The 23,017-nt window shown below is 38.2% G+C and carries 22 protein-coding genes; 21 read left to right on the top strand and 1 reads right to left on the bottom strand.

All coding sequences use genetic code 11. The features are described 5' to 3' along the window. Positions 1-119: 119 nt before the first annotated feature. Positions 120-1,712 carry a CTP synthase gene (locus RCJ95_RS06370; RefSeq protein WP_221679350.1) on the top strand — a complete coding sequence of 531 codons (1,593 nt, stop codon included), beginning with the start codon at positions 120-122 and terminating at the stop codon, positions 1,710-1,712. 51 nt (positions 1,713-1,763) lie between these two features. On the opposite strand, the gene RCJ95_RS06375 is transcribed toward RCJ95_RS06370, so the two are convergent. Then, a complete protein-coding gene (locus tag RCJ95_RS06375) occupies positions 1,764-2,294 on the bottom strand; it encodes a DUF2529 family protein (RefSeq protein WP_369354317.1) in 531 nt (176 codons plus the stop codon). A 153-nt stretch (positions 2,295-2,447) separates the two neighbouring features. Here RCJ95_RS06375 and RCJ95_RS06380 point away from each other — a divergent pair, with 153 nt between their 5' ends. From RCJ95_RS06380 to RCJ95_RS06475, 20 genes are all read left to right on the top strand, one after another. Continuing rightward, a complete protein-coding gene (locus tag RCJ95_RS06380; protein WP_004269444.1) occupies positions 2,448-2,807 on the top strand; it encodes a response regulator in 360 nt (119 codons plus the stop codon). Between the two features lie 601 nt (positions 2,808-3,408). Beyond that, entirely contained in the window at positions 3,409-4,263 is an 855-nt protein-coding gene (locus tag RCJ95_RS06385) for a class II fructose-bisphosphate aldolase (protein WP_004269446.1), read from the top strand. A gap of 152 nt (positions 4,264-4,415) precedes the next feature. Next, positions 4,416-5,066: a fructose-6-phosphate aldolase gene (gene fsa / locus RCJ95_RS06390; RefSeq protein WP_004269447.1), complete on the top strand. Its 651-nt coding sequence runs from the start codon at positions 4,416-4,418 to the stop codon at positions 5,064-5,066. A gap of 62 nt (positions 5,067-5,128) precedes the next feature. Next, positions 5,129-6,415: a UDP-N-acetylglucosamine 1-carboxyvinyltransferase gene (locus RCJ95_RS06395; protein ID WP_048395599.1), complete on the top strand. Its 1,287-nt coding sequence runs from the start codon at positions 5,129-5,131 to the stop codon at positions 6,413-6,415. A 94-nt stretch (positions 6,416-6,509) separates the two neighbouring features. Next, a complete protein-coding gene (gene glpX / locus RCJ95_RS06400) occupies positions 6,510-7,466 on the top strand; it encodes a class II fructose-bisphosphatase (RefSeq protein WP_004269449.1) in 957 nt (318 codons plus the stop codon). Positions 7,467-7,690: 224 nt separating this feature from the next. Then, a complete protein-coding gene (gene rho, locus RCJ95_RS06405) occupies positions 7,691-8,974 on the top strand; it encodes a transcription termination factor Rho (RefSeq protein ID WP_016992739.1) in 1,284 nt (427 codons plus the stop codon). A gap of 131 nt (positions 8,975-9,105) precedes the next feature. Next, a complete protein-coding gene (locus RCJ95_RS06410) occupies positions 9,106-11,007 on the top strand; it encodes a helix-turn-helix domain-containing protein (protein ID WP_446722030.1) in 1,902 nt (633 codons plus the stop codon). A gap of 76 nt (positions 11,008-11,083) precedes the next feature. Next, complete coding sequence (locus RCJ95_RS06415) at positions 11,084-12,808, top strand: ABC transporter ATP-binding protein (protein ID WP_274771500.1); 1,725 nt, start codon at positions 11,084-11,086, stop codon at positions 12,806-12,808. A 37-nt stretch (positions 12,809-12,845) separates the two neighbouring features. Further along, entirely contained in the window at positions 12,846-13,640 is a 795-nt protein-coding gene (locus RCJ95_RS06420) for an ABC transporter ATP-binding protein (protein ID WP_066036941.1), read from the top strand. 32 nt (positions 13,641-13,672) lie between these two features. Next, entirely contained in the window at positions 13,673-14,725 is a 1,053-nt protein-coding gene (locus tag RCJ95_RS06425) for a FecCD family ABC transporter permease (protein ID WP_221679357.1), read from the top strand. Continuing rightward, positions 14,722-15,756 carry a FecCD family ABC transporter permease gene (locus RCJ95_RS06430; RefSeq protein ID WP_221679359.1) on the top strand — a complete coding sequence of 345 codons (1,035 nt, stop codon included), beginning with the start codon at positions 14,722-14,724 and terminating at the stop codon, positions 15,754-15,756. The genes RCJ95_RS06425 and RCJ95_RS06430 overlap by 4 nt, the downstream gene beginning before the upstream one ends. A gap of 108 nt (positions 15,757-15,864) precedes the next feature. Beyond that, positions 15,865-16,914, top strand: a complete 1,050-nt coding sequence (locus RCJ95_RS06435; RefSeq protein ID WP_446722031.1) for an NAD(P)/FAD-dependent oxidoreductase — start codon at positions 15,865-15,867, stop codon at positions 16,912-16,914. Positions 16,915-17,117: 203 nt separating this feature from the next. Next, the gene (gene rpmE, locus RCJ95_RS06440) at positions 17,118-17,321 is read left to right on the top strand and encodes a 50S ribosomal protein L31 (RefSeq protein WP_004269457.1); all 204 of its coding nucleotides are present in this window, start codon (positions 17,118-17,120) and stop codon (positions 17,319-17,321) included. A 116-nt stretch (positions 17,322-17,437) separates the two neighbouring features. Continuing rightward, entirely contained in the window at positions 17,438-18,010 is a 573-nt protein-coding gene (locus RCJ95_RS06445; RefSeq protein ID WP_048395608.1) for a thymidine kinase, read from the top strand. Between the two features lie 173 nt (positions 18,011-18,183). Then, positions 18,184-19,260: a peptide chain release factor 1 gene (prfA, locus tag RCJ95_RS06450; RefSeq protein WP_004269459.1), complete on the top strand. Its 1,077-nt coding sequence runs from the start codon at positions 18,184-18,186 to the stop codon at positions 19,258-19,260. Next, positions 19,247-20,107, top strand: coding sequence for a peptide chain release factor N(5)-glutamine methyltransferase (gene prmC, locus RCJ95_RS06455; protein ID WP_446722032.1), 861 nt, complete (start codon positions 19,247-19,249; stop codon positions 20,105-20,107). Before prfA ends, prmC begins: the two co-directional genes overlap by 14 nt. A gap of 44 nt (positions 20,108-20,151) precedes the next feature. Next, on the top strand, positions 20,152-20,748 hold the full coding sequence (locus tag RCJ95_RS06460; RefSeq protein WP_312129571.1) for a stage II sporulation protein R: 597 nt from the start codon (positions 20,152-20,154) through the stop codon (positions 20,746-20,748). Between the two features lie 101 nt (positions 20,749-20,849). Beyond that, complete coding sequence (locus tag RCJ95_RS06465; RefSeq protein WP_221679365.1) at positions 20,850-21,884, top strand: L-threonylcarbamoyladenylate synthase; 1,035 nt, start codon at positions 20,850-20,852, stop codon at positions 21,882-21,884. 169 nt (positions 21,885-22,053) lie between these two features. Further along, a complete protein-coding gene (locus tag RCJ95_RS06470) occupies positions 22,054-22,551 on the top strand; it encodes a manganese efflux pump MntP (protein ID WP_221679367.1) in 498 nt (165 codons plus the stop codon). A gap of 22 nt (positions 22,552-22,573) precedes the next feature. Continuing rightward, entirely contained in the window at positions 22,574-23,014 is a 441-nt protein-coding gene (locus tag RCJ95_RS06475) for a low molecular weight protein arginine phosphatase (protein ID WP_312129570.1), read from the top strand. The last annotated feature ends 3 nt before the right edge of the window (positions 23,015-23,017 follow it).

The raw sequence follows: 23,017 nt of genomic DNA on the forward strand, positions 1-23,017 counted from the left end.
ATCGACTACATTTTGTAGACATTCTCGGCTTTTCTTTTTTTAGGGTATTAGAATGTAAATGGTTCTGATCCCCCCTAAACGCACTAATATTTTAGAACATCATAAGGAGGAATTTATTCATGACGAAGTATATTTTTGTAACAGGTGGGGTTGTATCATCACTTGGAAAAGGGATTGTTGCAGCATCTTTAGGCCGTTTATTAAAAAATCGTGGGTTAGAAGTGACGATTCAAAAATTTGACCCGTATATCAATATTGACCCAGGTACGATGAGTCCTTATCAACATGGTGAGGTTTTTGTAACAGATGATGGTGCTGAAGCAGATTTAGACTTAGGACACTATGAACGTTTTATTGATATTAACCTAGGGAAACATTCTACAGTAACTTCTGGTCGTGTTTACCAATCTGTATTACAGAAAGAACGTCGTGGAGATTATAACGGTGGAACTGTCCAAGTAATTCCTCATATTACAAACGAAATCAAAGATCGTATTCAACGTGCTGGTCGTGAAACAAACGCAGACGTTGTGATCACAGAGGTTGGTGGAACAGTAGGTGATATTGAATCATTGCCATTCCTAGAAGCCATTCGCCAAATGAAAACAAATTTAGGGCATAACAATGTAATGTATATTCACTGTACACTTATTCCCTATATTAAAGCAGCTGGTGAACTTAAAACAAAACCTACACAGCATTCTGTTAAAGAATTACGCTCTTTAGGTATTCAGCCAAATATTATCGTAGTTCGTACTGAACAAGAAGTACCACAAGAAATGAAAGAGAAATTAGCGTTATTCTGTGATGTTCAACCACATGAAATTATTGAATCTCGTGATGCTGAGCATTTATACGAAGTACCATTAAACCTACATGCGCAAGATATAGATGATATCGTTTTGGATCATTTTGGTATGGAAGCTCCAGAAGCAGATATGGAAGAATGGCGTGAGCTTGTAGAAAAAGTGAAGAACTTACCAAATAAAAGAAAGGTAGCATTAGTCGGGAAATACGTAGAACTACAAGATGCTTACATTTCTGTAGTTGAGGCATTAAAGCATGCTGGATATGCATATAATTCTGATATTGAAATTGACTGGATTAATGCAGAACACGTTGATGCTGACAATGTTGCCGCGCTATTAAAAGGTGCTGACGCTATTTTAGTACCAGGTGGCTTTGGTGATCGTGGTGTTGAAGGTAAAATTTTAGCAACACAATATGCACGTGAAAATAATGTTCCTTTCCTTGGCATTTGTTTAGGTATGCAATTAGCAACAGTAGAATTTGCACGTAATGTTCTTGGCCTAAAAGGTGCTCATTCTACAGAACTTGATGCAAATACAGAGTATCCAATTATCGACTTCTTACCAGATCAAAATGATACTGTAGATATCGGTGGTACTTTACGTTTAGGTTTATATCCATGTAAATTAAAGGATGGTTCAAAAGCAAGCAAAGCTTATGGTAAAGAGCTTGTTTATGAGCGTCATCGTCACCGCTATGAATTTAACAATGAATATCGTGAGGCAATGGAAGCAGCTGGCCTTGTCTTCTCAGGTACAAGCCCTGATGGCAAATTAGTTGAAATTATTGAGCTACCAGAAAACAATTTCTTTGTAGCCTGTCAATTCCACCCAGAGCTAGTGTCACGTCCTAATCGTCCACAACCATTGTTCCGCGACTTTATCGGCTCAACATTTAAATAATCAAAAAGAGTTGTCTCGTTATACACGAGACAACTCTTTTTAAGTTGATCACTACAATTCTTCTTCATCCAACCCAAGCATTTCATCATAAGCAATTTTGACAGCTTCATATACAAAGAGTCCTGCAAGTGCATGTGGTACAACAATACGTTGACCTAGATCATTTGGTATTAAACCGCCTTTAATGCGCGTAGAAACATACGTATAGGCTAAATCTGCAAGAGGGTTATCTCCACTAGCTGCTTCACTAGCTATAGCAGCAAAGGGAATAAATTGTGTATTTAATTTTTGGGCTAAGACGAGTGCTTCTTCATCATATGCACTACGAGTAAAAATGCAAACCCGATCAGCTTCTGTTAAGCTTGTGTCTGTAGTCCAAGGTGCTAACTTGCTAAAGGTTTCGACTGCTTGAAGTGCATTTAATTCCACAACCTGCATTTCTCCAAAGCAAGCAAAATAGACGTTTCCTTCGCCGATTGCGGCTTGTGCTAATAACCTTGCTGTCTCCTCGATAGCAACTTCTTCATTTTGTGTAATTCTTTGTAATAATCCACTTAATTGTGTTGTTAGAATTTTTGACATGTTCCCACCTCTATTCATATTATAGAGGGTAAAAGGTAGAAAGCAAAAGCAGATAATTTATAATACTAGAAGGTATTAAGCTGAAAAAGGAGAATTATACATAATAAAGAAAGTTTTTGTGTAAGAATAAAACTAAAAAGGGCGGAATGCGATGTGAAACGATTACTAATTGTCGATGATCAGCAGGGAATTCGTTTACTTTTAAATGAAGTGCTGAAAAAGGAAGGATATATTACATATTTAGCAGCGAATGGTTCAGAGGCATTAAAGTATGCAGACGAACAAGAGATGGATTGTGTTTTACTGGACATGAAAATTCCAGGAATGGATGGTATTGAAATTTTGAGACGTTTAAAAAAGAAATTTCCGAAGCTGCCTGTTTTTATGATGACAGCATACGGAGAATTGGATGTTGTGCAAGAAGCGTTAGAATTAGGAGCCATTCGTTACTTTACAAAACCGTTTGATATTTTCGAAGTGCGTGATGAAGTAAATAAAGCTTTACAAGTTTAAAAAGCAGGCAGTGGACACACGGCCTGTTTTTTTATGTTGATTAATAGCCTCTGCATTTCAGGTGAGAGGACTTCGTTGCGTTACCCTTCAGCCGCTCCGTTACGCTCCGCTTTCGGGTAGAAAATAATAGCCCCTGCTTTTCAGGGGCTAGGACTTCGTTGCGTTACCCTTCACTTCGTCAACCCTGCCGCTACGTTACCCTCCGCTTTCGGGTAGAAAATAATAGCCCCTGCTTTTCAGGGGCTAGGACTTCGTTGCGTTACCCTTCACTTCGTCAACCCTGCCGCTACGTTACCCTCCGCTTTCGGGTAGAAAATAATAGCCCGTGCTTTTCAGGGGAGTAGGACTTCGTTGCTTTACTCTTCACTTCGTCACCCTGCCGCTCCGTTACACTCCGCTTTCGGGTAGAAAATAATAGCCCGTGCTTTTCAGGGGAGTAGGACTTCGTTGCTTTACTCTTCACTTCGTCACCCTGCCGCTCCGTTACACTCCGCTTTCGGGTAGAAAATAATAGCCCCTGCTTTTCAGGGGCTATTATTTTTGCTATGATTGAGGAGCATGTTTATGTAGAAAGAATAGTCCTATGAGGAGGATTTTTAGTATGGCATTAGTATCTATGAAAGAGATGTTAATTAAAGCAAAAGCAGAAGGTTATGCTGTTGGTCAATTCAACATTAATAACCTTGAATGGACTCAAGCAATTTTACAAGCAGCTGAAGAAGAAAAATCTCCAGTGATTCTTGGTGTTTCTGAAGGTGCAGGTAAATATATGGGCGGATTTATTTCTGTTGTTCATATGGTAAAAGGTTTAATGGAATCTTACGGTACTACAGTTCCTGTAGCAATTCACCTTGACCATGGTTCTAGCTTTGCAAAATGTAAAGAAGCAATTGATGCAGGCTTTACTTCCGTGATGATTGATGCATCACATCACCCATTTGAGGAAAATGTGAAAATTACTTCAGAAGTAGTAGAATACGCACATGCTAAAGGCGTTTCTGTGGAAGCAGAATTAGGAACTGTTGGTGGAGATGAAGATGGCGTAATCGGTGGTATTATTTACGCTGATCCAGAAGAATGTCGCAAAATGGTTGAACTAACTGACATTGACTGCTTAGCGCCAGCACTTGGCTCTGTACACGGTCCTTACAAAGGAGAGCCAAACTTAGGCTTTAAAGAAATGGAGGAAATCTCTAAATTGGCAGACCTTCCACTTGTTTTACATGGTGGTACAGGTATCCCAACAAAAGATATCCAACGTTCTATTTCATTAGGTACGGCTAAAATCAACGTCAATACTGAAAATCAAATTGAAGCAACAAAAGTAATTCGTGAAATTCTTGACAACGACAAAGTTGTTTACGACCCTCGTAAATTCCTTGGTCCAGCACGTGAAGCCATCAAAGCTACGGTTATTGGTAAAATTCGTGAATTTGGAAGTGCACAAAAAGCATAATTTTTGCATTTAATATGTTACAAAAGCATAGATAAATACACATAATAAGAGAAGTGTTGATGCTTTCAATCGACCTTCTCTTGTTTTTGAAATAAAGAAATTTTGGAAAATATTTAATAATATAAGAAAAATGATCAGGAGGAAATAATAATATGAAATTTTTCATTGATACAGCAAACTTTGAAGAGATTAAAGAGGCACATGCATGGGGTATTTTATCAGGAGTGACAACAAACCCATCGTTAGTGGCTAAAGAAGAGAATGTTTCTTTCCATGATCGTCTTCGCGAAATCGCTGAGCTTGTTGATGGCTCTGTAAGTGGGGAAGTTATTGCACTTGATGCAGAAGGAATGATTAAAGAAGGTTTGGAGTTAGCTGCTATTGCGCCAAACATCACAGTAAAGCTACCTATGACACCAGCTGGATTAGAGGCATGTCGTTTCTTTGCAAACAAAGGTATTAAAACTAACGTAACATTAATTTTTAGTGCTAACCAAGCATTAATGGCTGCGCGTGCAGGTGCTACATACGTATCACCATTTATCGGTCGTTTAGATGACATTGGTCAAAATGGTGTTGAGTTAATTGAAACAATTGCAGATATTTTTACAATCCATAATATCGATACACAAATTATCGCTGCCTCTGTCCGTCACCCTCAACACGTTACAGCAGCAGCTTTAGCAGGTGCACATATTTCAACTACCCCGTTTAAAGTATTAAAACAGCTTTTCCACCATCCATTAACTGAAAAAGGAATTGAAGGATTTTTAGCGGATTGGAATAAGAGAAAAGGCGAATAATAAGATTATAAAGTGTGCAAATTGCAAAAATACTACTTTCCAATCATGAGGGAGAACGCAAAATGGATGTTTATAAAATTACTGGCGAAAATCGTCTACAAGGTACAATTAAAGTTAGTGGTGCAAAAAATAGTGCAGTCGCCTTAATTCCTGCATCAATTTTGGCGAACTCTCCAGTGACTATTGGAGGGATACCCGAAATTTCAGATGCTTGGACGTTAAAGGCTCTATTAGAGGAAATTGGTGGGGAAGTTTCATTTGAGAATGGGAAAATGACAATCGATCCAACAGAGATGATTGCATTGCCCTTACCAAACGGCAACGTTAAAAAGTTACGTGCTTCTTATTATTTAATGGGTGCTATGCTTGGACGTTTCAAAAAAGCAGTTATTGGTTTACCTGGAGGTTGTTTTTTAGGACCTCGACCTATTGATCAACATATAAAGGGCTTTGAGGCTTTAGGAGCTAAAATTACGAATGAACATGGAGCCATTTATTTACGTGCAGATGAGTTAATTGGGGCAAAAATTTATTTAGATGTAGCAAGTGTTGGGGCTACGATTAATATCATGCTTGCTGCAGTCCTTGCTAAGGGACGTACTGTCATTGAAAATGCTGCAAAAGAACCTGAGATAATTGATGTTGCGACACTTCTAACAAATATGGGTGCCAATATTAAAGGTGCAGGTACAAGTGTCATTCGTATCGAAGGCGTAGAAGAGCTACATGGTACTGAACATACGATTATACCTGATCGCATTGAGGCCTCCACATTTTTAATTATGGCTGCAGCAGTTGGTGATGGTATAACGATCGATAACGTTATTCCACTGCATTTAGAAGCAATTATTGCCAAGCTTCGTGAAATGGGTGTGAAAATTGAGATTGGTGAAGAAAGTATTTATGTGCCAAAAACAGACCTCTCAACATTACAGGCAGTGGATGTTAAAACATTGGTATACCCTGGATTCCCAACGGATATTCAACAACCGCTTGCCGTGTTAATGTCACAAGCATTTGGTTCCTCAAAAGTAACAGATACTATTTACACAGCTCGTTTCAAGCATATTGATGAGCTTCGTCGTATGAATGCAGATGCTCGTGTAGAAGGAAACACAGCAATTATTAAAGGGCCAAGTAGATTACATGGCTCAACTGTAACAGCTACAGATCTTCGTGCTGGAGCAGCTTTAGTGTTAGCTGGACTCTTAGCAGAAGGAGAAACTGAGATTCAGGATATCTATCATATCGAACGTGGTTATAGCTCACTTATTGAGAAATTACGTGATTTAGGCGCGGATATTCGACGTGAAACAATTGTGGCACGTGTAGCTGAGACAAAGGAATAATGAGAGCTAAAAGTTTTCAACCAATTATGTTACAATAGAGGTAATTTGAATGTTTTGGCACGAAAAGGTGCCCATAACGGGAGGCAAAGCAACAATGGAACGTAGTTTATCGATGGAAGTAGTACGAGTAACAGAAGCAGCAGCAATCGCATCCGGGAAATGGATGGGGCGCGGTTTGAAAATTGAGGCAGATGATGCAGCAACAACAGCGATGCGCAAAATGTTCGATACAATTCCAATGCATGCTACAGTAGTAATTGGTGAAGGCGAAATGGATGAAGCACCAATGCTTTATATTGGTGAAGAACTTGGTTTACGAAATGGTGGTCCTAAAGTAGATATTGCAGTGGATCCTTTAGAAGGTACAAATATTGTAGCAAAAGGTACAAATGGTGCTATGACAGTTCTTGCTATTGCAGATAAAGGGAATCTGTTAAATGCACCAGATATGTACATGGAGAAAATTGCTGTAGGACCAGAAGCAGCGGGCAAAGTGGATATCAATGCTTCGGTCACTTATAACTTATTACAAGTAGCAAAAGCTAAAAATAAAGATATTTCGGATGTTGTAGCTACTCTTTTAGATCGACCACGTCACCAAGCGATTGTTGATGAAATTCGTGAGGCTGGTGCACGTATTAAATTTATCCAAGATGGCGATGTTGGTGCTGCAATCAATACGGCCTTTGATGAAACAGGCATTGATATTATGTTTGGAACAGGCGGTGCACCTGAGGGTGTTATTGCGGCAGTAGCTTTAAAATGTCTTGGTGGCGACTTCCAAGCAAAACTAGTACCAGAAGATGAAGAGCAATTAGAACGCTGCACAAAAATGGGTGTGGATGTTGAAAAAGTACTTTATTTAGATGACCTAGTAAAAGGTGACGATGCTATTTTTGCAGCGACAGCTGTAACAGATTGCGAGCTTTTAAAGGGTGTTCAATATAAAGGTGCTTATGCCTTAACTCATTCAGTAGTTATGCGTGCTAAATCTGGTACAGTTCGCTTTGTTGAAGGCCGTCACGCTCTTGAGAAAAAACCTAGATATTAATGTTATTTTCTTCTAAAATATACCTAGTACATCTCTTGTGCTAGGTACCTTCTTCTTTAAATAACCATCCCATATTTTTAAGGCAATGTTTAGTTATATGGTGGAAAGTATTCCAAAAGATATTATTAAAGGCAACCATATAAGCGTTAGCAGAGCCAAGCGTAAACTTCAATGATAACCCCATTAAATTGAATTATATTTTGAAAAAGACTGGAGTTGTGCATATGTCTGCATTGACAATCGCTCAATTAGAAAACATGACGTTAAAAGAGCTTTACGCCCTTGCACGCCAATATAAAATTTCTTATTATAGCAAGCTAACGAAAAAAGAATTGATATTTGCTATTTTGAAAACGCGTTCAGAGCAAGAGGGCTATTTCTTTATGGAAGGCGTACTAGAAATTGTTTCGCAAGAGGGCTTCGGCTTCCTTCGACCAATCAACTACTCACCGAGTAAAGAAGATATTTATATTTCTGCATCCCAAATCCGTCGCTTTGATTTGCGTAATGGGGACAAGGTTTCAGGAAAGGTGCGTCCACCGAAGGAAAATGAGCGCTATTATGGCCTATTACAAGTAGATGCTGTCAATGGCGAAGATCCTGAAGTAGCGAAAGAACGAGTTCATTTCCCAGCACTAACACCTTTATATCCAAATCGACAAATTAAACTAGAAACAACACAACGCAATTTATCCACACGTATAATGGATTTAGTGGCACCTGTAGGCTTTGGACAACGTGGATTAATTGTTGCTCCACCAAAGGCAGGGAAAACGTCTTTACTAAAAGAGATTGCAAACGCTATTACAACCAATCATCCACAAGCAGAGTTAATTGTCCTACTGATTGATGAACGACCTGAGGAAGTGACGGATATTGAACGTTCTGTCAATGCAGATGTTGTCAGCTCAACATTTGATGAAGTACCTGAGAACCACGTCAAAGTGGCTGAAATAGTATTAGAACGTGCGCGACGTTTAGTGGAACATAAGCGTGATGTAATCATTTTAATGGACTCCATTACACGTTTAGCTCGTGCTTATAACTTAGTGATTCCACCGAGTGGACGTACACTTTCTGGTGGTATTGATCCTGCTGCGTTCCATAGACCAAAACGTTTCTTTGGTTCAGCTCGTAATATTGAAGAAGGCGGTAGTTTAACAATTTTAGCGACGGCTTTAGTAGATACAGGATCTCGTATGGATGAAGTTATCTATGAAGAATTTAAGGGAACAGGGAACTTAGAGCTTCATCTTGATCGTCAGTTAGCAGAACGCCGTATATTCCCTGCACTTGACATTCGTCGTTCGGGTACACGTAAAGAAGAGCTTCTTCTGGAGCCAGAACAACTTGAAAAGCTATGGGCGATTCGTAAAACATTTTCTGATGCACCAGATTTTGCAGAGCGCTTCCTGAAAAAAATACGTACAACAAAATCAAATGAAGAATTTTTTGAAAAGCTAAATGAAGATATGAAAAAAGCAACAAAGGGTAAGGGACTTTTATAAATGGCATCACCATTGACAAACAAATTGTCAATGGTGATTTTTTTTGTATATGTTTATTTTATATATGTATATTGAAATTGATAATCATTATCAATATAATGGTAAGTAAATATGTTCTGAAGGAGACGAAGATGAATTATGATACCTATATGCTTCTTTGGCAAAATGCATTTATCCAGTTGAAGCAAATCGATTACATAAATAAATCAGACATTCATGTGTCAAAGGTTTTAACATATAGCTCGTTTCTTATTGTCACAGCAGGCGATGCACAGATTGTCATTGATGATCAATCTTATCATGTGCAGCGCTTCAGTATTTTTCATATAGGAAAATCTCAATATCTTCACATTAGGGTACAGCAAAGTGTTAGCTATTTTCTCATTAGCTATAAGGGAGATGTCATGTACAAAGATGCCTTTATACAGCATTTGCACATGCACTATCAACCATTTCAAACACATTTCTCTTGTGTACCCGCAAATCCGATAGTCATTCACGGCATCCTTCAAGATATGTATAGCAAATGGCAATCTGGCTCTATACAGGAGCATTTATCTGTAAGGGCGTCCTTCTATGAAATTATCTATCATGTCTTTCGAGAATTAGTAGAAGGACAAGGGAAACCACATGAAATTGATAAGGCGGAAGCCGCACGATTATTTATAAAGCAACACATTCATCAACCATTATCTATCCAGACATTAGCAGATATGCTTCAGATTAGTACACGGCATTTATTACGCATCTTTAAAGCACGCTATGAAATAGGCCCACAAATATATTTACAACAATTGAGAATAGAGCAGGCTAAGCAGTATTTATTAACCAATCAATATGGCATAAAAGAAATTGCCATATCTCTTGGATTTGAAGATGAATATTATTTTAGTCGTGCTTTTAAAAAAGCAACAAATCTGGCTCCAAGTAGCTTTAGGCTGAAATATGCATCTAATATGTCCGAAATTGCCATTACAAATGAGAATCATTTTCAATACAATAATAATCAGCTCGCGCAAGCAAAACGATTTGAGAATGGAGAAAATGAAATCATGATGAAGAAGATGATTCACCATATAAAGCTTCCTTTTTTATTAAGCCTGTTCGTTTTACTAGCAGCGTGTAATGAAGAGACAAGCCAATCTAAGGTTGATGAACCAACTTCGCCCGAGAAGGCAGAGACTAGAACCGTAACAGATGATAGTGGACGTGAAGTAGAAATTCCAATGAAGGCAGAGAGAGTCGTAACTGATTGGTATCTGGGACAAATTTTAGCGTTAGATGTTGTACCAGTCGGAGGCGTAACGGCTAACCTTGATTATGCTGCTTTCTTAAAGCGACACTATAAGGATGGAGAAATTACGAATATTGGTACAGATGGTAAGGTGTCATTAGAAAAAGTTTTAGAGTTAAAGCCAGATTTGATTATTACTTGGAATGTGGAAGATGTAGCAAAGTATGAAAAAATTGCTCCCACAATTGTTTTCGCTGAAGATGCCCATCGATCAGCGACTGAGGAGATTAAGGCAATGGGAAATTACTTAGGAAGACAAGCAGAGGCTGAGGCTTTTACAAAAGAATTTGAAGATCGGATCGCCAAAGCTAAAGAAAAAATCATGGATGTGATTCCAAAAGGATCTACATTTACTATTTATGAAATGTTTGAAAAAAATGCAACGATTATAGGGAAATCTAGTGTTTCGGGCGGTAGAGCACTCTATCAAATTTTAGACATGTTGCCTCAAGAAAAGGTGCAGGAGCTGTTTGATACAAAGGAAGGAAATAATGGACGCTATGAGATTTCCTATGAGGTAGTAGAGGACTATGTAGGTGACTATAACTTCATGATTAATTTCTTTAACAAAGATGGCCAGTTACCAGTAACATGGACAAACTTAGATGTCGTTAAAAATAATCAAGTATTAGAGCTTCCATCTGAATATTATTTTGCCTCTGACCCACTCTCTGGCTTACACCAAGCTGAAGAACTAGCTGACAAAATCGTTGAATTTACAAAGGCTCATCAACAATAACTGAGATAACAGGAGAGCTATTGTTGATAGCTCATTTATAGATACGTAAAACGAGATCATAATAGGAGGCTACACCATGTTATTACGGCGTTTTTTTTCATATTATAAGCCCTATAAAGGTTTATTTATTTTAGATTTTAGCTGTGCCATATTAGTGGCATTAATAGAGCTTGCGTTTCCGATTGTTTTAAATAAAGTAATTGATGATATTCTGCCAGATGGGGAATTAAAGTGGATTATTATGGCAAGCTTATTGCTGTTTGCATTATATATTTTTAACTCCATTCTACATTTTATCGTTTCGTATTGGGGACATATGCTGGGCATTAATATTGAAACAGATATGAGAAAAGAATCCTTTAGTCATGTGCAAAAGTTATCCTTTAGATATTTTGATAACAACAAAACAGGGCATCTTGTTTCTCGTTTAACAAATGATTTGATGGATATTGGTGAACTTGCTCACCATGGTCCAGAGGATATCTTTATTGCAGCTATGACGATCATTGGAACATTTGGTGTCATGTACTATATTGATCCAACCTTTACGATTCTTATTTTCTTACTTGTACCGATTATCTTAATCTTAACTATTATTTTCGGAAAATTAATGTCCAAGGCATTCCGTCAAATGTTTGGAGATATCGCAGATTTCAATGCACGTGTTGAAAACAATGTAAGTGGTATTCGTGTTGTACAAGCTTTTACAAATGAAGATCATGAAATTAAACGCTTTAAAGTAAATAATGAAAGATTCCGTATGACAAAGCTTTTTTCCTATAAAGTAATGGCTTGGAATGAAGCAATTTCAGGCATACTCACGAAGGTATTATCACTCTTTACTTTATTTGTTGGGGCTTATTTTGTATTAAATGGGCATTTAACAAATGGTGATTTTATCGCATTTATTTTACTTTCAGGTATTCTCTTAGGACCAATTAACAAAATCAATATGTTTATAGAAAGCTATCCAAAGGGCATGGCAGGATTTAGGCGCTATATTGAATTCCTCGAAACGGAGCCCGAAATTGCAGACCGTCCAGAAGCGAAAACAATCGATGAAATTGATGGTGAAATTACTTTTTCTAATGTATCGTTTGGCTACGCTGCCAATAATCGTGCCTTACATCAAATTAATTTAAAGGTACGTCCTGGTGAAACGGTTGCCTTAGTAGGACCTTCTGGTGCAGGGAAATCTACGATCTGTAGCCTATTGCCACGTTTTTATGAGGTGAATGAAGGCTCCATTAAGATTGATGGTGTTGATATACGAGATTTTAAATTGCAATCTTTACGTTCGCATATCGGGATTGTCCAGCAAGATGTCTTTTTATTCGATGGTACCATTCGTGAAAACATAGCCTATGGGGATTTAAATGCCAGCGAAGAAGATATTTGGTATGCCGCACAACGAGCACAACTGACGGATGTAATCAATGCTTTACCAGAGGGCATGGATACACTCATTGGTGAACGTGGTGTCAAATTATCAGGCGGACAAAAACAAAGATTATCAATTGCACGTATTTTCTTGAAAAATCCAAAAATCTTAATACTAGATGAAGCAACATCTGCATTGGATACAGAAACAGAACAAGCTATCCAACAAGCCTTAAACGAGCTTTCTATCGGTCGTACTACATTAGTGATTGCCCACCGTTTAGCAACGATTAAGGATGCAGACAGAATTGTTGTGGTATCGAAAAAGGGCATTATTGAAGAAGGCACACATGAGCAATTAATGGAACGCCAAAATGCTTACTATGGCTTGTATACAGCCCAATTTGGTTTACAAATGTAAAAGTAATAGCATTCTCAAAAGTGAAAGGAAGTTAAAAATGTCAGTACTAGAAATAGATCATGTTGCGATTGGTTATTCCTCAGCGCTCATCGTCAATGATTTAAGTGTGGAGATTCCGAAAGGCCAGATCTCCACGATTATTGGTCCAAATGGTTGTGGCAAATCTACTTTATTAAAGGCTGTTGCACGTGTATTACGCACACAAAATGGAGCTGTCTATTTAGATGGCAAAGCTATACATCAATTAAAAACAAAAGAAGTGGCCAAAAGAATGGCTATTTTACCTCAAACAGCAACTGCACCAGGAGGATTAACGGTTTTTGAACTGGTATCCTATGGTCGTTTTCCTCATCAAGTAGGGTTTGGTACATTGCAAAAGGAAGACTATGAATATATCCATTGGGCTATTGATGTTACGGGGCTAAGAGAATTTAGTGATCGACCAATCGAAGCATTATCAGGTGGTCAGCGTCAGAGAGTGTGGATTGCTATGGCATTGGCGCAAGGCACAGATATTTTAGTACTGGATGAACCAACAACTTATTTAGATTTAGCACATCAGCTCGATATTTTATTGTTGCTACAAAAGCTAAATAAAGAAGAAGGGCGAACAATTATCATGGTTTTACATGATTTAAATCATGCATCACGCTTCTCTCATTTTATGATGGCCATGAGAGACGGCAATTTAATGGTGAATGGCAGTCCAAAAGAAGTGATGACAAAAGAAAATTTACAAAGGGTATTTAATATCGATGCAGAAATGGCAGTATGTCCCTATAGTGAAAATCCAATCTGCCTATCTTATCAGCTGTACGATATGAAAAAATAAAAGCTAGTTGGAAGTTATGAGGAGGAAATAAAATGACTACGTCGACAGGAGTAGGAGAGCTCCACGATTTAGAAGAGCTACAGAAGCGATCTCATCCGATCCGTGGAGTAGTGGCTTTAATCATAGGAGTAATTGGATTATTATTTGCCATTGGCTTATCAATTTCTTTTGGTGCAGCAGATATTTCATTGGGTACTGTTTGGACAGCAGTTACCCATTTTTCACCAGAATTAACAACACATCAAATTATCCATGATATTCGCTTACCACGGGTACTTGGAGCAGCGTTAGTCGGTGCAAGCTTCGCGGTAGCGGGTGCGATTATGCAGGGGATGACACGGAACCCTTTAGCTGACTCAGGGTTATTAGGCTTGAACTCAGGAGCTGCCTTTATGTTAGCCGTATGTTTTGCCTTTTTCCCTGGGCTACCCTATATGTATTTAATTTTATGGTCCTTTGTAGGTGCAGGTCTTGGTGTGGCCATCGTTTATGGTATTGGCTCGCTTTCTAAAGGTGGCTTAACACCTATGCGACTAGTTTTAGCAGGAGCTGCTGTTAGTGCATTACTTGGAGCGCTCGGAGAAGGGATTGCTCTTTATTTTCGTATCGGACAAGACCTCGCATTTTGGTATGCGGGTGGTGTTTCGGGTACAAAATGGAGCCATCTACAAATCTTATCTCCATGGATACTTGTTGCGATGATAGGAGCTCTTATCCTATCGCGTTCCATCACCGTACTGAGCTTAGGTGAAGAAATTGCAGTCGGGCTAGGGCAACGTACTGCTGTGGTTAAAGTATGGGGAATGATCATTGTTTTAGTTTTAGCGGGTGCAGCAGTTTCTGTTGTCGGTGCGGTTGGTTTTGTAGGATTAATTATCCCTCATTTAACCAGATACATAGTTGGTCATGATTATCGCTGGATCATCATTTGTTCCTTGGTATATGGAGCATTGCTTGTTGTGTTAGCTGATTTAGTAGCACGTGTTATTAATCCACCTTATGAAACACCCATTGGTGCGCTTATAGCCTTTATTGGAGTACCATTCTTCCTTTATTTAGCTCGAAAAGGAGGGAAAGAACTATGAGTAACAGCTATTTAACACCAAGTCAGCTGAAGGCGAAAAGGAAAAATTTTTCCATCCTTGCTACGCTCATTGTGTTAATCGTTATTACCTTTGTCATAAGTATGAATACAGGTGTCATTAAACTGACACCAATGGAGGTTCTTTGGACTCTTTTTGGTCAAGGTGACGCACAACAGCAGCTTATCTTATATGAATTCAGACTTCCTAGAATTGTGATTGCTGTATTAGTAGGTATGGGTTTAGCTATATCAGGCGCTATTTTACAGGGCATTTCTAAAAATGCCTTAGCAGACCCAGGAATCCTAGGTATTAATGCGGGAGCAGGTCTAGCCGTTATGCTCTATGTGTCATTTTTCCCCACTACGAAAGCAGCACCTGTTTATTTACTGCCGATACTGGCTTTTGTAGGAGCAGGTTTGACAGCTGTACTGATTTATTCACTTTCTTATCGACGTCATGAGGGGATTACACCAATGCGTTTAATTTTAACTGGGGTAGCTGTGGCAGCAGGGATTAGCTCGGCTATGATTGTGCTAACACTACGTCTATCACCAGAGAATTATCAATTTGTAGCAACATGGTTAGCAGGTAGCATTTGGGGCTCAAATTGGAGATTTGTTCTGTCGTTATTACCATGGTTAGTTATCTTATTGCCATTCGTCTATTCAAAATCACGTGTATTAAACATATTGAATTTAGGTGAATTAACAGCAGTAGGACTAGGTGCCTCGATTGAAAAAGAGCGACGCTGGTTGTTGGCTGCTGCTGTTGGTTTGGCTGGAGCTAGTGTTTCTGTAAGTGGTGGTATTGGTTTCGTAGGACTTGTTGCGCCACACTTAGCTCGACAGCTTGTTGGGGCCAAACACCAGTTTTTATTGCCAACTGCAGCATTATTAGGAGGGTTTTTAGTGTTAATGGCTGATACAATTGGTCGTTCCATTTTAGAACCTTCAGAAATTCCAGCAGGGATTGTGGTAGCAGTTTTAGGAGCACCCTATTTCTTGTATTTACTAGCACGATTAAAAGAGTAAATAGCACTTTTCCCTTTCTCCATGAGGGGAAAGAATAGACGGTTATTAGATTAATTCTTGTCAAACAATTTACGTTTGAATAGATTAGAAGGGGATGGAGAAGAGGAGATGTCAGAGGAACTATATGATGTAACGATTGTTGGTGGTGGTCCAGCAGGGCTTTATACTGCCTTTTATAGTGGAATGCGAGATTTAAAAACGAAAATTATCGAGTATAGCTCACAACTAGGTGGTCGTATGCTAATATATCCTGAAAAAATGATTTGGGATGTAGGTGGAGTAACACCTATTTTAGGTGATCAGCTTATCAAACAACTTGTGGAGCAAGCTGAAACCTTTGATCCAACGGTTGTCTTAAATCAAAAAGTGGAAAAATTAGATAAGCAACAGGATGGAACATTTATTTTAACATCCTCTACAGGAGAAAAGCATTATTCCAAAACGGTTATTTTAGCAGTAGGCTATGGCGTCCTTTCTATGCAAAAGCTTGAAATTGAAGGAGCGGATCGCTACGAAGTAACGAATTTACATTATACAATTCAGGAATTAGAAATCTTCCGAGACAAGCATGTGTTGATTTCAGGTGGTGGTAATTCAGCGGTTGATTGGGCAAACGAGCTAGAGTCAATTGCCGCAAGCGTCACAATTGTTCATCGTCGAGATGATTTTGGTGGACATGAAAAAAATGTCTTACGTATGAAAGAATCCTCAGTCCATGTAAAAACGCCCTATGAAGTCGTTCAATTGCATGGGGACGGTGATTTAATTCAATATGTATCCATTGTCAATAAAGATACCGATGAAATGGAACGAGTGAAGGTAGATGCTGTCATTGTCAATCATGGCTTAAAATGTGATTACGGTGCGCTTGAAGAATGGGGATTAAACATCCAGGATGGCGTAGCGATTGTTAATGAGAATCGGGAAACGAACGTAGCAGGTATCTATGGAGCTGGCGATTTTATTGATCACCCTAGTAAAGTTAGATTAATAGCTGGTGCATTTACCGATGGAATACTAGCATTAAATAGTGCAAAACTATACTTGGAGCCAGATGCACCGAAAGTAGCCTATGTATCTTCACATAATATTCGCTTTAAAGAGCGAAATGAGAAAATTGGGTTAGTAGACAATGATTATCGTGAAGTTCGAGGTTAGGTATTAGGGATAGTTTGTTTTTAATATTTTTTACTTGAAAAAAATAAAATGCCTATGCTATACTTCAAAAGTATGCAACGTGTACATATGTAGCTGACGTTCCACTTCGACACAAATTTTGTAGTCGACATATTCGGGCTATGTAAGGTACAGTTCGATAATACTCTGTTCCAGATGGTTCAGGGCGAGAGGAGAAAACGAATATGAAACAAGGAATTCATCCAGACTACAAAGAAGCAACAGTAACTTGCTCTTGTGGGAACACTTTCAAAACTGGTTCAGTAAAAGAAAACATCGTTGTCGAGTTCTGCAACGAATGTCACCCATTCTACACTGGCCGTCAAAAATTCGCGTCTGCTGATGGTCGCGTGGATCGTTTCAACAAAAAATACGGTCTTAAAAACTAATGTTAGTTTAATACCTGCCAAGCATGCGCTTGGCAGGTATTTTTTTCAGTAAATAATACACGTTGATGCAAGTCTTTTCAAAATCCAGATTGACACAAAGAAAGGGAGAAGACAAAATGGCACAGCTATATTTTAAACATGGTGCAATGAATAGTGGGAAGTCAATAGAAATTCTAAAAGTTGCCCATAATTATGAAGAACAACAAAAACCTGTAATGATGTTTACTTCAGGTCTAGATACTCGTGATGAGGTGGGCTTTGTTTCCAGTCGAGTAGGTTTACGACAACAAGCCATTCCTGTTTATGAAGATACAAATATTTTTGAAATAGTGAAAACTAATGCTGTCAAACCTTATTGTGTGCTTGTGGATGAAGTTCAATTTCTAAAAAAAGCACATGTTTTACAGCTAGCTAACATTGTAGATAAATTGGACATTCCCGTAATGGGCTTTGGTTTAAAAAATGATTTTCAAAATGAGCTATTTGAAGGTAGCCAGTACATGCTTACATATGCAGATAAAATTGAGGAAATGAAAACAATTTGCTGGTTCTGTCATAAAAAAGCAACAATGAATTTGCGAGTAGATGAAAGTGGAAAGCCAGTTTACACAGGAGATCAAATTCAAATCGGTGGCAATGATTCGTATTACCCTGTTTGCCGAAAATGTCATGCAAATCCACCGCTTTAAAGCTAAGTAGCTTGTTATAGCACTAAGAAAAAGTAGCATACATGTGAAAATTTCCTTATACTAAGTAGTGGAAATAAGAAATGAAAAAACCATTACGCCTTAGCGTAATTTTGATGAAAGCGGCTTCTCTATAAAAAAGGAGCAACTTAAAAAACTAAATAGAGGTGAAATCCATGTTTGATCGATTACAGGCAGTGGAAGATCGTTATGAAAGGCTTACTGAGCTTTTGAGCGATCCGGATATTGTTAATGATAGTAAGAAATTACGCGAATATTCTAAGGAACAATCAGATATCCAAGAGACAGTAGATACTTATCGTGAATATAAAAGTGTGAAAGAACAGCTAGTCGATACACGAGAAATGTTAGATAGCGAAAAAGATCCTGATATGCACGAAATGGTAAAGGAAGAATTTAACCTTTTAAAAGCACAGCAGGAAGAGCTAGAAGAGCGATTACGTATTTTATTAATTCCAAAAGATCCGAATGATAATAAAAACGTAATTATGGAAATCCGTGGGGCAGCTGGTGGTGATGAGGCTAATATTTTTGCAGGTGACTTGTTCCGTATGTATTCTCGCTATGCAGAAACGCAAGGCTGGAAAATTGATATTATGGAAGCTACACCAAACCCAATGGGCGGCTATAAAGAGGTAATCTTTATGATTAATGGACAAGGAGCCTATTCAAAATTCAAATTTGAAAATGGCGCACATCGTGTACAACGTGTCCCTGCTACAGAATCACAAGGCCGAATTCATACATCAACAGCAACAGTTGCTTGCTTACCTGAGGTTGAGGAAGTGGATGTTGAAATCCATGAAAAAGATATCCGTGTAGATACATTCGCATCTTCTGGTGCGGGTGGTCAATCTGTAAATACAACGATGTCTGCTGTTCGTATGACCCATTTACCAACAGGTGTTGTTGTTTCGATGCAGGATGAACGTTCACAAATTAAAAACCGTGAAAAAGCAATGAAAATTCTTCGTGCTCGTGTTGCAGATATGTATATGCAGGAAGCGCAAAAAGAGATTGATGCTACACGTAAATCAGCTGTTGGATCTGGTGATCGCTCTGAGCGAATTCGCACATACAATTATCCACAAAACCGCGTAACCGACCACCGTATCGGCTTAACGATTCAAAAGCTAGATCAAATCGTTGAAGGCAGACTAGACGAGATTATCGATGCTCTTATTTTAGAAGAACAAGCATCGAAGTTAGAGCGTTTAAATGATGACTTATAAAAATGTGATGGAGGCCCTTGAGTGGGCTTCTTCTTTTTTAGTGGATAATGGTTGTGAACAAACAGCAGCGCGGATTGTTATGCAACATGTGCTTGGTACTAGTTATGGAGAAGTTATGTTGCATTTGCAGGATGAATTAACAGCAGCACAGCAAATGAGATTTAATGAGCTCATAGAAGAACATGCCAATGGACGCCCTGTCCAATACTGTGTTGGGTATGAGGAGTTTTATGGTCGTTCATTCTTAGTCGATGAATCTGTCTTAATACCCCGACCTGAAACAGAGGAATTGGTACTTGGAACAATTAATCGACTACCTAAATTATTTACAAAGCAAAAATTGAAGCTGGCTGATATCGGTACAGGTAGTGGAGCCATTGCTATTTCAATGAAGCTGGATTGTCCAGCATTAACGGTCATAGCTACCGATTTATCAGAAGCTGCACTAGCAACTGCTCAAAAAAATGCACAGCGATTAGAGGCAGATATTGATTTTAGATTGGGAGATTTAGCTGCTCCACTTGCAGGAGAAAAATTTGATATTGTTTTATCGAACCCACCGTATATTGCATTTAATGAGGCACAAGCAATGTCAAGCGTTGTGCTAGAGCATGAGCCGCATAGCGCCCTCTTTGCAGAGGAAGATGGTCTTATTTTATATAGAAAATTAGCTGAACAATTACCAGCTTATATGAATAGGCCAGCGTTGATTGGATTAGAAATCGGTTATACACAGGGGGAGAAAGTAGCCAAATTCTTTCAAGATAGTTTTCCACAGGCGACAGTTTCAGTAGAAAAAGATATTAATGGTAAACCTCGAATGATTTTTTGTGAGTTACATGTATAAAGTTTCTTAATCTTGCCAACAATGTTGAGCAAGGAGGGATTTTTATGTTGAACGAATACAAGATTATTAGATTACCTAAACAAAATATCTTTCTAGCTTTTGCTAGACTAGTATTAATTGCGATTGTTTTACAGTTATGTGTTTTATATATTCCAACATTAGTAGGTTTGGCGAAGGAATCTTCCGTTGATGTGCAAGAAAAAGATTTTCGTATACGTGTTATTGCAAACAGTAATACTGCACAAGATCAGCTAGAGAAACAGCAGCTTGTTCAAGATTTAAAGCCATACTTTCTACAAGTAGGTACTGCTGGATTTGCTGGGAATGAGCAAATACTTTCGTTAAAACAACAAATTGAAGCTGAACTGAGCGAAAATTATCCACAATTGGATACACAGGTTGTTGTTGGGGATAATTTGTTCCCACCAAAAAGACAAGGTGCTGTACTTTATCCACAAAATGTCTATCAATCAATTGTTGTAAAGATTGGTGATGCACGTGGAGATAACTGGTGGTGCAGTATCTTCCCATCGATATGTGAGCCTGATAAAGAAGAGGTAAAAGAAGAAGTAGAAGTAGAAGAAGAAAAAGAACAAGTTACATTCTTTATATGGGAATGGATTAAAGGACTTTTTGAATGAATTGTGCACAAATTCAGACAACTTATACACATTTTTTAATAAGTTATAAACAATTTGTGGATAATTCAGTGAAAACGAATAATTGAAGGTAGGTATTAATCATGAAAACTGTTTGTAAGGTTGTGGACAGTAATGTGAATAGTCAGATTAATTATACACAAGCTGTGGATATCTTAAATGCAGGAGAGGTAGTCGCATTTCCAACAGAGACGGTTTATGGCTTAGGAGCGATTGCCACAAATGATCTGGCAGTTAAAAAGATATTTGAAGCAAAAGGTCGACCTTCAGATAATCCTTTAATTGTCCACGTTGGTACAAAAGAGGAAGTAGCGATCTATATCGACCATATTTCTGACATAGCTAAACAATGCATGGATTTATTTTGGCCAGGTCCATTAACACTGGTGATGCCAGCGAAGCCAGATGTATTAGCTAAAAGTGTCACAGCTGGGTTATCAACAGTAGGCATTCGAATGCCTGATCATCCAGTAGCGCTCGCCTTACTACAACAGCTCCAAAAACCACTTGCTGCACCAAGCGCTAATCGTAGTGGAAAGCCAAGTCCTACAGAAGCCGTTCATGTTTTAGATGATTTAGAAGGGTACATACCTTATATTTTAGATGGAGGTTCTACAGGCATAGGGCTTGAGTCTACTGTATTAGATGTGACACATGAACCTCCAGTAATTTTACGTCCAGGTGGCATTACGAAGGAAATGCTTGAGGCTAAGATTGGCCCAGTGATTCAACCAACTAAAATAGAACAGAAGCTAGACGCAACGCCTAAGGCACCGGGAATGAAATATACGCATTATGCACCAAATGCCCCCGTGTATTTAATAGACTGTGATGTTGAGAAAGTCAACGAAGCTGTTCTACATTTACAGAGACAGGGACATCGTGTAGCACTACTTGCACCTGAGAACTTTGAAGAAATTAAAGTGGATTTTTACTTCTCTATTGGTGAAGCAGGAAGTAAAGAAGAAATGGGTGCGGCCTTATATAATGCACTTAGAGCATGTGATAAAACTACCGCTACCGTAATATTAGCAACAACTACTTCAATAGAAGGAGTAGGTGCAGCTATTATGAATAGACTTGAAAAAGCCTCTGGAGGTAAATGGTATTCATTGTAAATAATAATCGAACAATTATAGGCAAAAGACATTGAAGAAACACATGTTTTTTGTCTTTTTTTGTCCAATTATTATATGTTAAAAATGAAAAACAATAGTAAACAGTTATGATAATAATGTATTTTCGAGCATAAAATGATAAAATATTAGGGAGCGAAGGAGTGCATTCTTGCAGGGAATTCTTGCAGGTATATTAACGTCTGTTGATGTGATTGGTCTATATGTTTTGCTGCCAAATGTTAGATATCGATTATTTTTATCATTATGGACGGCTGCATTACATATGCTTTTTCCTTTATTAGGGTTTGAATTAGGAAATTATTTAGTCCGATTTCTATTAGAATGGGGACAATGGATTTCAAGTATTTTATTATTTTGTATCGGTATGCATTTATTATTATTTTCTCACAGAGATGAAAAAGTAACGATTTCACCTGTACTTTTAGCTGTGACTGCAAGCCTAGACACCTTTTCAGTTAGTGTTTCTTTTGGTATGCTTAACTTAGAAAAAACGATTTTTATTATGAGTGCAGGCTTAAGTGCATTAATGTGTGCTTATGGGTCATTAGTTATAGCACGTAGAAGCCAAGTCTTTTTTGGCAATAAAATTCAAGTAGTTGCTGGCATTATATTTATAATCATGAGTATTCTAGCTATTCAACAATAGATAAAATTGGAGAGTGATAAGTGTGAAAATATTATTTGTTTGTACAGGCAATACTTGTCGCAGTCCGATGGCAGAAGCTATTTTAAAACATAAACAAATAAACAATGTAGAAGTGCGCTCAGCGGGGATTTATGCGATGCCTAATGCACAAATGTCAGCACATGCACAACAAGTGTTAAATGAAGCCCAAATGTCCCATCAACATTTTGCGACGCAATTATCACAAGCTGAAATGGCATGGGCAGACTTAGTTTTAACAATGACGACTGCTCACAAAGATACCGTCATTTCCAATTATCCAGAAGCTGAGCATAAAGTATTTACATTGAAAGAGTATACAAATGAGGGCAGTTTAGAAAATGTAGTGGACCCTTATGGTGGTAATAGCGCAATTTACGAAGCAACATTTGTAGAATTAAAAGAACTGATCGATCAATTAATACAAAAACTAGAAAAGAATTGAGGG

The organism is Lysinibacillus sp. BSL11 (genome assembly GCF_052928325.1).